This is a genomic window from Klebsiella sp. BIGb0132 (assembly GCF_024810075.1).
Taxonomy (GTDB): Bacteria; Pseudomonadota; Gammaproteobacteria; order Enterobacterales; family Enterobacteriaceae; genus Klebsiella; species Klebsiella terrigena.
On sequence record NZ_JANUDW010000009.1, the window covers coordinates 77,344 to 89,713 of the forward strand.

A 12,370-nucleotide genomic window follows, 5' to 3' on the forward strand; every position below is an offset into this window, starting at 1 on the left:
TACGCCGCAGATAAAATATGACCATGACATTTAACTGAATGAGTTAGTTAAAAAAATTGCAGTTGCTCAACCTGCTGGCGCAGCGCATCGGCACGGGCCGCATCCAGGCTGAGCAGCGCCTGTCCCGCCTCCTCGCGTAACCTTGCCAGCAGCGCTTTGCGCCCGGCCAGCCGCAGCGAAGCGCAAAGCTCGGCCTCATCCTGCTGATGAAGGCGGGCGCGCAGGGCCGGAAGCGCCAGCTCAACCCGCAGCAGCAGGCGGTTCAGGCAGCCAATCGTTGCCAGCAGCGGGCGGTGGGCAAAGGCGAATCCGGCGGCCTCGAGCCAGTCCTCTTCCGTCAGCATAGCAGCCTCGACAGCCGGCAGCGGCAGCGCCTCTTCCCGCCATTCGCGCAGCCAATACTCGTCGCGCTGCAGCCGCGCCAGCTCCTGCTGGCGTAAGCGGTCGCCCGCGGGCGTTAACGGATAGAGCGCCATCGCCGTATAGCAGCCGCTGCTCGCTTCACGGTGGGTACCAAGGCGCACCAGCGTAAAGCCGCAGCGCTGCCAGAAGCGCCAGAGCTCGGCGGTATAGCCGAAGCTCACGGAGAGGTAATCAAGCCCCTCCGCCTCGGCCACGGCCTTCGCCACCAGCGCCTGGCCGGCCCCCTCACGCTGGCACGACGGATGCACGGCAATGCGGCCAATCCGTCGGGCCACCAGCGTAGCGGCCAGCGGAGTGCCGCCGTGCGCCGCCAGCGACTGGGCCACCAGATTGCCGCGCGGGCGGCGGTATCCCGCCCACACCGCCTGACTGAGGGCGGGGGCAAGACCGCCCTCCTCCACCAGCCACAGCGCTCCGGCAACGTGGCTCCCGGCGCGCGCGCAGATAAACCGCTGCCCGGGAGCGTCCATCATTCGGCGGAGATCCAGCGGGGAGGTGCGATAGTGGGCGCCCGAGAGGAGCTGATACATCGCCTCCGGCAGGGCCGGCTGCCGCTGCCAGCTGGACTGATGTACCGTTTCCAGCGTCACCTGACCCAGCGGTGGATGCCTGAAGGCCTCATCCCCAAACAGCAGCAGCTCGCTCACCAGCGCCTCCAGCGGGCAGCCCGGCGCCCAGCGAACGGGCGCAGAGAGGCTAAACTGGCGCAGCTGTGCGAAGCCTGAGCAAAACTTAAGCAGAAAGCCGCGGCCGGTTCCTTCATATCCCTGCACGGTCGTGGTCAGCAGCGTGCGCGGGAAGCGCGCCACCAGCCGACGCAGCAGCGGCCCGGGAATGGCGGCCGCTTCGTCAACGATCAGCCACGAGGCGTTGACCCCGGACGCCAGCAGCGCGTCGGGGGCCATAAAGCGAAAATCTTCCCCGGCAAACGCGGCGATAACGTCCGTGGCGCCGCGGGCGGGGGCGGTAACGATCGCCTCGCCCCTTAGCTCTCGGATCAGCATCCCCGCCAGCGCCGATTTCCCCCGCCCGCGCTCGGCGGTTACCGCGGCAATACCGGGAGGGAAAGCGGTCAGCTCGGCAAGGATAGCCGCCTGTTCCGCCTGCGGGCGGCCGTCAGCGGGATACCACAGGGGCCGGGGCGCGGCATCCGGCAGGCGCGGCGCCTCACCCTGCTGCCAGACCAGCGCCTCTTTAGCCGCTGCGATCCGCTGGCAAAAGTGCTGCACAAAGTTGGGGGTAGGGATAGGGTCCGGGGCATCGCTCCAGCGCAGCGAATCCGCGTCCGGCTGCGTCGGCCAGCGTGCAAAAGGAGGGGTCAGCAGCACCAGCCAGCTTCCGGCGCGCAGCGTGCCGCAGAGGGCGGCAAACGCCGCCACGTCGAAGCCGCTGCGGGCGTCAAAAAAGGCGTGCTGGTATTCGCGCCCGAGCAGAGACTTCAGGGCGCCGGGAGAGCCAGAGGGCGCCGGCATCGGCTGGGGAGAGATCCACAGACCATCCCCGGCCAGCCGTTCACGCAGCGCCAGCGCCTGCTGCAGGCACCACGCCTCATCGCCGCTGAGCACCAGCAGGCGACGAATGCCCTGCTGCGCCATCCGGGCCGTCAGGTTAAGGATTTCATCCATCTACAATAGCGGTCAGAGCGCATTACCAAACGTATTGCACTGCGCCGGATCTCCGCTGTCAAAACCGCGTTTAAACCAGGTATAGCGCTGCTGGGAGGTGCCGTGGGTAAAGCTGTCCGGGACAACGCGCCCCTGGCTTTGCTGCTGGAGGCGGTCGTCGCCAATGGCCTCTGCGGCATTCAGCGCTTCCTGCAGATCCCCGGTTTCCATCACGTCCTGATTCTGCATGCTGTGACCCCAGACGCCGGCAAAACAGTCGGCCTGGAGCTCCATTTTCACCGACAGGCGGTTAACTTCAGCCTGCGACGCGTTCTGCTGCAGCTGGCGCACTTTGGATTCAATGCCCAGCAGCTTCTGTATGTGATGCCCAACCTCGTGCGCAATCACGTAGGCCTGAGCAAAATCGCCGTCCGCGCCGAGCTTGCTTTTCATCTCATCGTAAAACGAGAGGTCGATGTAGACTGTACTATCGGCCGGGCAGTAGAACGGCCCCATCACGGACTGGCCGGTACCGCAGCCGGTCCGCGTCGCGCCACGATAGAGCACCAGCTTCGGCTGCGGGTATTGACGGCCCATCTTTTGGAAGATGGCGCCCCAGGTGTCTTCGGTATCCGCAAGGATCACCTTAGTGAACTTCGCGGCCTGCTCTTCCTGCGGGCTGATGGAGCGTTGGGTGGTGGTTTGCTGCTGTGAAACCGGCTCTCCGGTCAGCATGCCGGTCAAATCCACGCCGTAATAGCCGGCAACCAGCACGATAATTAGCAGAACGATACCGCCTTTCCCGCTGGGAAGACGGAAACCGCCACCGCCGCCGAGGGGGGAACCGGAATCATTACGTCGATCTTCTACATTGTCGCTTTCGCGACGCCCTTGCCAGCGCATAGGCACCTCAATTGATCAAGTTCTCGAATATGAGAGATCGTAGGCGGTTCGGCGCAGGATTACCACTGGAAACAACAAGAAGAGCGCCAGAAGATAGAGCTACCTTCTGGCGAAAGGAGGATTAGTCGAGCTTAACGCCAAGACGATGGGCCACTTCTTCGTAGGCCTCGATCAGGCCGCCGAGGCTCTGACGGAAGCGGTCTTTGTCCATTTTGTCGAGGGTATTTTTATCCCACAGGCGGCTGCCGTCCGGCGAGAACTCATCGCCCAGCACCACTTCGCCGTTAAACAGACCAAACTCCAGCTTGAAGTCGACGAGGATCAGGCCCGCGTCGTCAAACAGCTTTTTCAGCACGTCGTTCGCTTTGAAGGTCAGCTCCTGCATGCGGGCCAGATTCTTTTTATTCACCCAGCCGAAGGTTTCGCAGTAGGACTCGTTGACCATCGGGTCATGCATCGCATCATTTTTCAGGAACAGGTCAAACAGCGGCGGATTCAGCTCAATACCTTCTTCGATGCCCAGACGCTTAACCAGAGAGCCGGCCGCACGGTTGCGGACTACGCACTCAACCGGAACCATCTCCAGCTTTTTCACCAGACACTCGGTGTCAGAAAGTAGCGCTTCCATCTGGGTCGGAATGCCGGCTTCTTCCAGCTTGCTCATAATGAAATGGTTGAACTTGTTATTCACCATCCCCTTACGGTCGAACTGTTCGATGCGCGCGCCATCCCCTGCTGAAGTATCGTTACGGAACTCGAGTATCAGCAGGTCCGGGTTCTCGGTGCTGTAAACGGTTTTCGCTTTACCACGATACAACTCAGCTTGCTTGTTCATCTTTGTCACTCCAGTGAAGATATAGACGATAAAAAAGGCGTTTCTGTGCCGACGCACACGTTTGCGTCACTATACAGAAAAAAGGGCTGGATTGCTCCAGCCCTGTTTATTACTTACCGAATGCGGCCTGGAATACGGCAACCAGCGCGTCGTTCTGCGACTGGGTCAGCGTATGACCTTTCGGGTCAATGAACTGCAGGCTGCTGCGGTTATCAAGGTCGCCGACCTGCAGCTTGTAGTCACCTGAGACCAGCTGCGGATCGTGGGCACCCAGCGCCTGCCAGCTGCTGTCAGACAGCGGCTTGTAGGTCAGCGCCATGCTGCCCTGAGAACGCGTGCTGTCGGTCACCTTCATGCCCGCTTTTTCCAGCGCGCCAGGCAGACGTTGCCACACGAGGTTAAACGGCGCGCGAACAACCAGCATCGGCAGACCGGTATCGTCGGCGGCGCTCTGCACGTCGAAGGTCGCGCCGGCGTTTTTCTGCGCCGCGTTCTGCGCGCTGGTGGCGTTCATATCCAGACCTTCGGAAATGACGTTCAGCATAGAGGTGCTGTAGCGCTGCAGCGATGCCGGATCGGATACCGGTTTCCCGGCCTGCTCGAGGTTAACCAGCTTCACCACAACCGCCTGCTGATAGCCCTGCGGTTTAACTGAGATTTGATAGCGACCACGGTACTGCTGGTCTTCATCGAGGCGATTCCACTCCACCCAGTCGGTGCTCAGCGTCTGGCTGGCATCGTCACGTTTGGTGATGACGTAGTTTTTTGACTGCAGAATGGTGGTGACCTGCGCCCACAGCGAACCGCTGCGGCCGTTCTCCACCATCAGCGTCGAAGTGTCACCATTAAACTGAGTGCGTGCGCCGTTTACCAGGGCCAAAGGCTGGGCCGGTGGACGAATGTCCAGAGCTTTACCCACCGCGCCGGTGCTGGTCGCAACCGGAATATTATAATCGCCAACCTGAACCGGCAGGATCATCCCCGCAGGCGCGTGAAGCTCGCTGAGCGGCGTAGCTTGCAGGTAAACCTCGTCACCGCCAACCTGACGCTTGTAGCGCGAATCCGAACTACAGGCCGCAAGAAGCAGGACCAATGAAACACCCGCAACCTTCGCCAGGCGCGACTTCTGTACTGAGTAAGCCATCAAATCTCCCTAAACTTTACAGCAAACCGGCATGCTTCAGCGCTGCGGTTACCGCCTTCTTACCGTCTTCGGTAATCGGCGTCATCGGCAGGCGCAGCGTATCGGTCGCCACAAGACCCAACGCCTTGCATGCCCATTTCACAGGGATAGGGTTGGGTTCGACAAATAATTTTGTATGCAATGGCATCAGACGCTGGTTAATCGCCCGCGCTTCGGCAAATTGACCGGCCAGAGCCAGTCGGCACATATCCGCCATTTCACGAGCCGCAGCGTTTGCGGTAACGGAAATTACGCCATGACCGCCCAGCTGCATAAAGTCCATTCCGGTGGCGTCATCGCCGCTCAGCAGAATAAAGTCGTCTGAAACCAGCTCTTTGATCTGATGAACGCGACTTAAGTTCCCCGTCGCTTCCTTAATACCGATAATATTTTTTACTTCCGCCAGACGACCGACGGTTTCCGGCAGCATATCGCAGCCGGTACGGGACGGCACATTATACAGGATTTGCGGCAGGTCGGTGTGTTCTGCGATGGCTTTAAAGTGTTGGAACAGGCCTTCCTGGGTCGGGCGGTTGTAATAAGGGGTTACCGTCAGACAGCCAACGATGCCGCTGTCGTTGAAGCGCTGGGTCAGGCTGATCGCCTCTGCGGTTGCATTTGCACCGGTCCCTGCGATAACGGGGATACGCCCGTCAGCCAGCTCAAGCGTCATCATCACAACGTCGCCATGCTCTTCATGGCTCAACGTCGCGGACTCACCGGTAGTCCCTACCGAAACGATCGCCGAGGTTCCGCTGGCGACATGGTAATCAATCAGTTTTTTCAGGCTTGTCCGGCAGACGTTACCGTTTTCATCCATCGGCGTGACAAGCGCTACAATACTTCCCGTGAACATGGGCCATCCTCAGAGCAGAAGTGCGACAAGATTCTCAATGTTACGTTTGGTGCCGTAATAAAAGCAAGAGACCCGATGCCTTCAGGGATGTTGTATGCCGGTTTTTTTTATGCTTTCCTAATGTTACCTCACCTTTTTAAAGGAAGAACAGGTTTGACCGCCTCATTACAACACTATCTGGTTATTACCGCTTTGGGCGCTGACCGTCCCGGCATCGTGAATACGATCACCCGCCACGTCAGCAGCTGCGGCTGTAATATCGAAGACAGCCGGCTGGCCATGCTCGGTGACGAATTTACGTTTATCATGCTGCTTTCTGGTACGTGGAACGCGATTAACCTGATTGAATCGACTCTACCGCTGAAAGGTGCCGAGCTGGATCTGCTGATCGTGATGAAACGGACAACCGCTCGCCCGCCTCAGGCCATGCCCAATACGGTCTGGGTCCAGGTTGAGGTACCGGACTCGCCGCATATTATCGAGCGCTTCACCGCCCTGTTTGACGCGTGGAATATGAATATCGCCGAGCTGGTTTCTCGTACCCAGGTCGGCAGCGATGACGATTCAGCTCAACTGTTCATCCAGATAACGGCGCACAGTCCCGCTACGCAAAATGCATCAAATATCGAACAAGCGTTCAAAGCCCTATGTACAGAACTCAATGCACAAGGCAGTATTAACATCGTTAATTATTCACAGCATGATGAACAGGATGGAGTTTGAGTAATGAATCCACTGAAAGCCGGTGATATTGCACCGAAATTTAGCTTACCAGACCAGGACGGCGAGGAAGTAAATTTGACCGACTTCCAGGGACAGCGTGTTCTGGTTTATTTTTACCCGAAAGCCATGACCCCCGGTTGTACCGTCCAGGCCTGCGGCCTGCGCGATAATATGGATGACTTAAAAAAAGCGGGCGTTGAGGTACTGGGCATCAGTACGGATAAACCAGAAAAACTCTCCCGTTTCGCCGAAAAAGAGCTGCTGAACTTCACGCTGCTGTCTGATGAAAACCATCAGGTCTGCGAGCAGTTTGGTATCTGGGGCGAAAAATCGTTTATGGGGAAAACCTACGACGGTATTCACCGTATTAGTTTCCTGATTGATACAGATGGCAAAGTTGAACACGTGTTTGATAACTTCAAAACCAGCAATCACCACGACGTGGTGCTGAACTGGCTGAAAGAAAACGGCTAACGCTTTATCGAACGCAGGACGCCGGGGCATTTCACCGCCCCGGCGTCCGTTTTAGCGCCTGGTTCGTCAAGCCGTCGCGCTATTTATCCTCTTCAACCACCAGTCCGTCCGGCCAGGCGTGCACCACCGCCTTGATTAACGTCGCCAGCGGGATAGCAAAGAATACGCCCCAGAATCCCCACAGCCCGCCAAAGATAACCACCGACAGAATAATCACCAGCGGATGCAGGTTAACCGCTTCCGAGAACAGCACCGGCACCAGCAGGTTACCGTCCAGCCCTTGAATAATCAGGTAGACCGCAAACAGGCTCCAGAACTCGGTGCCCGCGCCGAACTGAAACAGCGCCACGCCCACCACCGGAATGGTGACCACGAAGGCGCCAATGTAGGGGATCAGCACCGAGAAGCCGACCAGCACCGCCAGCAGCAGCGAATAGTTGAGCCCGAAGAGGATAAAGCCGACCCACGTCGCTACGCCGACGACGATCATCTCCAGCACCTTTCCGCGAATGTAGTTGGTGATTTGCTGATTCATCTCCTTCCACACCTGCCCTGCCAGCCCGCGGTTACGCGGCAGCACGCGGCGTACGGCGTTGAGCATCTGCTCTTTGTCTTTCAGCAGGAAGAAAACCATCAGCGGCACCAGTACCAGATAGACCGCCAGCGTCAACAGGCCCACCAGCGAGGCCAGGGAGTACTTCACCACCGAATCGCCAACGGTCAGCATGCGGTTGCGCATATTGTCCGCCATCGCGTCGATGATCCCGGCGTCCATCAGCGCCGGATAGCGGCGCGGCACGGTGGCGGCAAAATCGGAGAGCTTATTCAGCATCCCCGGCATATCGCGGATCAGATAGATACCCTGCTGCCAGGCGACGGGCATTACCACGAAGGCCATCAGCAGCAAAATACCGACAAACAGTATCAGAACGAACGACGTCGCCCAGGTACGAGACAGCCCCACGCGCTCAAGCCGGACGGTCGGCCACTCCAGCAGATAGGCCAGTACGATAGCCACCAGCAGCGGCGCCAGCAGACCGCTGAAAAAGAACATAATGCCGAACCCAGCCAGCAAAATAACCAGCAGCGCTATCGCCTCCGGATCGCTGAACCGACGGCGGTACCACTGTATTAACATCTCAAGCATAAACCCTTCCCTGAAGCGCAAAACCGCAACAACCCGAGGAAGTGTATCTAAATGTCACAAAAAAGACTTCGCTTTTTATTAGCAAAACCACAAACATGACCTCCCGCAGCAAGATCATATTTTCAACGGCGTCAACGACAGCTAAACTCGCAGGACGCGCGGAAATGGAACATTACGCCGCCCTACCGGTCAAACTGGCACACCCACATACACAGGACAGAGGTTATGTTCAGGCAGTTAAAGAAAACGCTGGTGGCAACCGTGATAGCGTCGCTGACGCTGGGTTCGATTTTACCTGCTTTTGCTGACTCCGCAGATACCCTGCCGGATATGGGTACCTCTGCAGGAAGCACGCTTTCCATCGGTCAGGAAATGCAGATGGGGGATTACTACGTTCGCCAGCTCCGCGGCAGCGCTCCGCTGATCAACGACCCGCTGCTGGTGCAGTACATTAACGGATTAGGCATGCGCCTGGTTGCGCACGCCAACTCGGTGCGAACGCCCTTCCACTTCTACCTGATTAACAACGACCAGATTAACGCCTTTGCCTTCTTTGGCGGCAACGTCGTGCTGCACTCGGCCCTGTTCCGCTACTCGGATACGGAGAGCGAGCTGGCGTCGGTCATGGCGCACGAAATTTCGCACGTCACCCAGCGCCACCTCGCGCGCGCGATGGAAGACCAAAAGCGCAACGCCCCGCTGACCTGGGTCGGCGCGCTGGGCTCGATTCTGCTGGCGATGGCCAGCCCGCAGGCCGGTATGGCCGCGCTCACCGGCACGCTGGCCGGTACCCAGCAGGGATTAATCAGCTTTACCCGCCAGAATGAAGAAGAGGCCGACCGCATCGGGATTCAGGTGCTGCAGCGCTCCGGGTTCGATCCGCAGGCGATGCCGGCGTTTATGAGCAAGCTGCTTGACCAGTCGCGCTACTCCACCCGGCCGCCGGAAATGCTGCTCACCCACCCGCTGCCGGAAAGCCGCCTGTCCGACGCCCGCAACCGTGCGAATCAGATGCGTCCGGTGGTGGTGCAATCGTCGGCCGATTTTTATATGGCCAAGGCGCGAACGCTGGGGATGTATAACTCCGGGGACAATAAGCTCGGCGACGATTTGCTGAACGCATGGGCGAAAGGCAATATCCGCGAGCAGCACGCCGCGCAGTACGGCCGCGCCCTGCTGGCGATGGGCAACAATAGCTACGATCTGGCGCGTAAAACCCTGCAGCCCCTGCTGAGCGCCGATCCGCAAAATGCCTGGTATCTCGATCTGGCAACCGATATTGACCTTGGCCAGAAGAAAACGGCCGATGCGATTAACCGCCTGAAGAACGCCCGCGAGATCCGCACCAACCCGGTGCTGCAGCTGAACCTCGCCAACGCTTACCTGCAGGGCGGGCAGCCGGCAGAGGCGGCGAATATCCTTAACCGCTACACCTTCAATAATAAAGACGATGGCAACGGCTGGGACCTGCTGGCGCAGGCGGAAGCGGCCCTCGGCCATCGCGATCAGGAGCTGGCGGCCCGTGCGGAAGGGATGGCGCTGGTCGGCCAGCTTGCACAGTCTATTTCGCTGCTCAGCAGCGCCAGTTCACAGGTGAAGTTGGGCAGCCTGCAGCAGGCTCGCTACGATGCGCGTATCGATCAGCTGCGCCAGCTGCAGGAACGCTTCCGCCCCTATCAAAAAATGTAAGGAGACCCCATGTCTGACGCGGTAAAAATCTACCATAACCCTCGCTGCTCCAAGAGCCGCGACACCCTGAGCCTGCTGAAGGCGAACGGTATCGACCCTGAAGTGGTGCTCTATCTGGAGACGCCGCCGGATGCGGCGACGCTGCGCCAGCTGCTGAAAATGCTGGGTATGGTGAGCGCCCGCGAGCTGATGCGCCAGAAGGAGGATCTGTATAAGTCACTGGAACTTGCCGATCCTCAGCTCAGCGAAGATGTGCTGATTCAGGCGATGATCGACAATCCGAAGCTAATTGAACGCCCTATCGTCGTCAGCCACGGCGAGGCGCGGATCGGCCGACCGCCGGAGCAGGTGCTGGATATCGTGAATTAAGCAGGATGCGCCATCGTCATGATGGCGCCGATCCCAACGGCTCGCTAGAGCTTAAGGATCTCTTTAACGAAGGGAATGGTCAGCTTACGTTGGGCGGTAATAGAAGCGCGATCGAGCTGATCGAGCGTCATAAACAGCGAGCGCATTTCGCGATCGAGGCGCTTGAGCAGGAAGCGACAGACGTCTTCCGGCATCTCAAACCCGCGCAGCCGCGCGCGCAGCTGCAGCGCCTGCAGCTTGTCTTCATCGGACAACGGCTGCAGCTTGTAGATTTGTCCCCAGTCGAGGCGCGATGCCAAATCCGCGAGGCCAAGATTGAGCTGGCGCGGAGGGCTATCGCCGGTGATCAGCAGGCGGGTTTTACCCGACTCCAGGATGCGGTTGTAAAGGTTGAAGATCGCCATCTCCCACGGCTCGTCGCCGGCCGCGCATTCGATATTATCGATACAAACCAGCGAAAGCTGTTCCATCCCCTCCAGCACTTCCGGAACAAACCACGTACGCTTATCCAGCGGCACGTAGCCCACCGCATCGCCGCGCTGGGAAAGCTCCGCACAGGCGGCATGTAGCAGGTGACTGCGCCCCGCGCCTTCACGCGACCAGATATAGATGTACCCGCTATGCTCCTGCCGCAGAACGTTCTGTAAGGCAGCGAGAAGAGAAGGATTACCACCCGGCCAAAAACTCGCAAAAGTTTCATCGTCAGGAAGGTACAGTGGCAAGGAGAGCTGTGCCGGTGCGTTCAGATGGACCTCATCATAGACTGACAGAAAAACGCGAAGAGTTTATCACGAAGTCTGCCGTGAGAGAACCGGGCGGGATCGCCGCCCGGCTGGAGGATCAGCGTTTTGCCTCGGCGTCATCAGCCGTATCAGCCGCGTCGAGAACCACCTCTTCCGGACGCAGGACGCTAATTAATTTGAAGATCAGGCTCAGGGCAACGCCAACGATCGTGGCCAGCGCCATGCCTTTCAGCTCCGCAGCGCCGATGTGCACCTTCGCGCCGCTGACGCCAATGATCAAAATCACCGAGGTCAGGATCAGGTTCTGCGCCTTGTTGTAATCGACCTTCGATTCAATCAGCACGCGGATACCCGATGCGCCGATCACCCCGTACAGCAGCAGCGATACGCCGCCCATTACCGGCAGCGGAATGATCTGAATGGCCGCCGCCAGCTTGCCGACGCAGGAGAGCAGAATGGCGATAATCGCCGCCCCGCCGATAACCCAGGTACTGTAGACGCGGGTAATCGCCATCACGCCGATGTTTTCACCGTAGGTGGTGTTGGGCGTCGAGCCAAAGAAGCCGGAGATCATCGTCGACAGGCCGTTGGCAAACATCGAGCGGTGCAGGCCGGGATCGCGAATCAGATCCTTTTTAACAATATTCGCCGTCACCACCAGGTGCCCGACGTGTTCGGCAATCACCACCAGCGCGGCGGGCAGGATGGTGAAAATCGCAAACCACTCAAAGCGCGGGGTGTAGAAGGTCGGCAGCGCAAACCAGTGCGCCTCGACGATAGGAGTGGTATCGACAACGCCCATCACAAAGGAGAGCGCGTAGCCCACCAGCACGCCGATAAGAATCGGGATGATGGCCATGAAACCGCGGAACAGCACCGAACCGAAGACGGTCACCGCCAGCGTCACCATTGAGATAATAATGGTTTTGCTATCGGGCGACTGCCCGTCAGCGGGCAGCAGGCCGGCCATATTCGCCGCGACGCCGGCCAGCTCAAGGCCGATAACCGCGACGATAGCCCCCATGGCCGCCGGCGGGAACATCACGTCCAGCCAGCCGGTGCCGGCCTTTTTAACAATAAAGGAGACGATGCAGAACAGCACGCCGCACATAATAAAGCCGCCCAGCGCGACCTCATAGCCCAGCGGCAGCAGCAGCAGAACCGGGGAGATAAACGCAAAGCTCGACCCCAGATAGGCCGGGATTTTGCCCTTACATATGAACAGGTACAGCAGCGTGCCGATCCCGTTAAACAGCAGAACGGTAGCCGGGTTGATGTGAAACAGGACTGGCACCAACACCGTTGCGCCAAACATAGCGAACAGATGTTGCAAACTTAGCGGGATTGTCTGTAAAAGCGGCGGTCTTTCACTCACCCCGATTGCGCGGCGCGTCATAGTGTTTTCCTCTGAGTGTCGTTAT

Annotated in this window: 12 protein-coding genes; 4 read left to right on the forward strand and 8 right to left on the reverse strand. The window is 58.9% G+C overall.

Features of this window, described 5'->3' with window-relative positions:
- Positions 1 to 47: 47 nt before the first annotated feature.
- From M2416_RS21390 to dapA, 5 genes are all read right to left on the reverse strand, one after another.
- Positions 48 to 2,048 carry a tRNA(Met) cytidine acetyltransferase TmcA gene (locus tag M2416_RS21390; RefSeq protein ID WP_259226590.1) on the reverse strand — a complete coding sequence of 667 codons (2,001 nt, stop codon included), beginning with the start codon at positions 2,046 to 2,048 and terminating at the stop codon, positions 48 to 50.
- A 12-nt stretch (positions 2,049 to 2,060) separates the two neighbouring features.
- On the reverse strand, positions 2,061 to 2,930 hold the full coding sequence (gene ypfJ, locus M2416_RS21395) for a KPN_02809 family neutral zinc metallopeptidase (protein ID WP_259226593.1): 870 nt from the start codon (positions 2,928 to 2,930) through the stop codon (positions 2,061 to 2,063).
- Positions 2,931 to 3,051: 121 nt separating this feature from the next.
- Positions 3,052 to 3,765 carry a phosphoribosylaminoimidazolesuccinocarboxamide synthase gene (gene purC / locus M2416_RS21400; RefSeq protein ID WP_041146677.1) on the reverse strand — a complete coding sequence of 238 codons (714 nt, stop codon included), beginning with the start codon at positions 3,763 to 3,765 and terminating at the stop codon, positions 3,052 to 3,054.
- Positions 3,766 to 3,874: 109 nt separating this feature from the next.
- Complete coding sequence (gene bamC / locus M2416_RS21405; RefSeq protein WP_076947719.1) at positions 3,875 to 4,909, reverse strand: outer membrane protein assembly factor BamC; 1,035 nt, start codon at positions 4,907 to 4,909, stop codon at positions 3,875 to 3,877.
- Positions 4,910 to 4,925: 16 nt separating this feature from the next.
- Complete coding sequence (gene dapA, locus M2416_RS21410) at positions 4,926 to 5,804, reverse strand: 4-hydroxy-tetrahydrodipicolinate synthase (RefSeq protein ID WP_041146679.1); 879 nt, start codon at positions 5,802 to 5,804, stop codon at positions 4,926 to 4,928.
- Between the two features lie 153 nt (positions 5,805 to 5,957).
- Between dapA and M2416_RS21415 the strand changes: the two genes are divergently transcribed.
- Positions 5,958 to 6,527 (forward strand): glycine cleavage system transcriptional repressor, encoded by a 570-nt coding sequence (locus M2416_RS21415; RefSeq protein ID WP_041146680.1) that lies wholly within the window; start codon positions 5,958 to 5,960, stop codon positions 6,525 to 6,527.
- 3 nt (positions 6,528 to 6,530) lie between these two features.
- Positions 6,531 to 7,001 carry a thioredoxin-dependent thiol peroxidase gene (gene bcp / locus M2416_RS21420; RefSeq protein ID WP_041146681.1) on the forward strand — a complete coding sequence of 157 codons (471 nt, stop codon included), beginning with the start codon at positions 6,531 to 6,533 and terminating at the stop codon, positions 6,999 to 7,001.
- 79 nt (positions 7,002 to 7,080) lie between these two features.
- Here bcp and M2416_RS21425 read toward each other — a convergent pair whose 3' ends face one another.
- On the reverse strand, positions 7,081 to 8,148 hold the full coding sequence (locus tag M2416_RS21425) for an AI-2E family transporter (protein ID WP_259226597.1): 1,068 nt from the start codon (positions 8,146 to 8,148) through the stop codon (positions 7,081 to 7,083).
- Positions 8,149 to 8,373: 225 nt separating this feature from the next.
- On the opposite strand from M2416_RS21425, the gene bepA reads away from it, so the two are divergent.
- A complete protein-coding gene (bepA, locus tag M2416_RS21430; RefSeq protein WP_041146683.1) occupies positions 8,374 to 9,837 on the forward strand; it encodes a beta-barrel assembly-enhancing protease in 1,464 nt (487 codons plus the stop codon).
- Between the two features lie 9 nt (positions 9,838 to 9,846).
- Positions 9,847 to 10,206, forward strand: coding sequence for an arsenate reductase (glutaredoxin) (gene arsC, locus M2416_RS21435; RefSeq protein WP_259226599.1), 360 nt, complete (start codon positions 9,847 to 9,849; stop codon positions 10,204 to 10,206).
- A gap of 44 nt (positions 10,207 to 10,250) precedes the next feature.
- On the opposite strand, the gene M2416_RS21440 is transcribed toward arsC, so the two are convergent.
- On the reverse strand, positions 10,251 to 10,952 hold the full coding sequence (locus M2416_RS21440; RefSeq protein ID WP_217698328.1) for a DnaA inactivator Hda: 702 nt from the start codon (positions 10,950 to 10,952) through the stop codon (positions 10,251 to 10,253).
- Between the two features lie 94 nt (positions 10,953 to 11,046).
- A complete protein-coding gene (gene uraA, locus M2416_RS21445; RefSeq protein ID WP_259226601.1) occupies positions 11,047 to 12,345 on the reverse strand; it encodes a uracil permease in 1,299 nt (432 codons plus the stop codon).
- Positions 12,346 to 12,370 lie beyond the last annotated feature (25 nt).

Excerpts from the sequence above, each read along its gene's own strand:
- bepA (WP_041146683.1), top strand. The coding sequence starts at position 8,374 with ATGTTCAGGCAGTTAAAGAAAACGCTGGTGGCAACCGTGATAGCGTCG.
- M2416_RS21425 (WP_259226597.1), bottom strand. The coding sequence starts at position 8,148 with ATGCTTGAGATGTTAATACAGTGGTACCGCCGTCGGTTCAGCGATCCG.
- bcp (WP_041146681.1), top strand. The coding sequence starts at position 6,531 with ATGAATCCACTGAAAGCCGGTGATATTGCACCGAAATTTAGCTTACCA.
- arsC (WP_259226599.1), top strand. The coding sequence starts at position 9,847 with ATGTCTGACGCGGTAAAAATCTACCATAACCCTCGCTGCTCCAAGAGC.
- M2416_RS21390 (WP_259226590.1), bottom strand. The coding sequence starts at position 2,048 with ATGGATGAAATCCTTAACCTGACGGCCCGGATGGCGCAGCAGGGCATT.
- bamC (WP_076947719.1), bottom strand. The coding sequence starts at position 4,909 with ATGGCTTACTCAGTACAGAAGTCGCGCCTGGCGAAGGTTGCGGGTGTT.
- uraA (WP_259226601.1), bottom strand. The coding sequence starts at position 12,345 with ATGACGCGCCGCGCAATCGGGGTGAGTGAAAGACCGCCGCTTTTACAG.
- ypfJ (WP_259226593.1), bottom strand. The coding sequence starts at position 2,930 with ATGCGCTGGCAAGGGCGTCGCGAAAGCGACAATGTAGAAGATCGACGT.
- dapA (WP_041146679.1), bottom strand. The coding sequence starts at position 5,804 with ATGTTCACGGGAAGTATTGTAGCGCTTGTCACGCCGATGGATGAAAAC.
- purC (WP_041146677.1), bottom strand. The coding sequence starts at position 3,765 with ATGAACAAGCAAGCTGAGTTGTATCGTGGTAAAGCGAAAACCGTTTAC.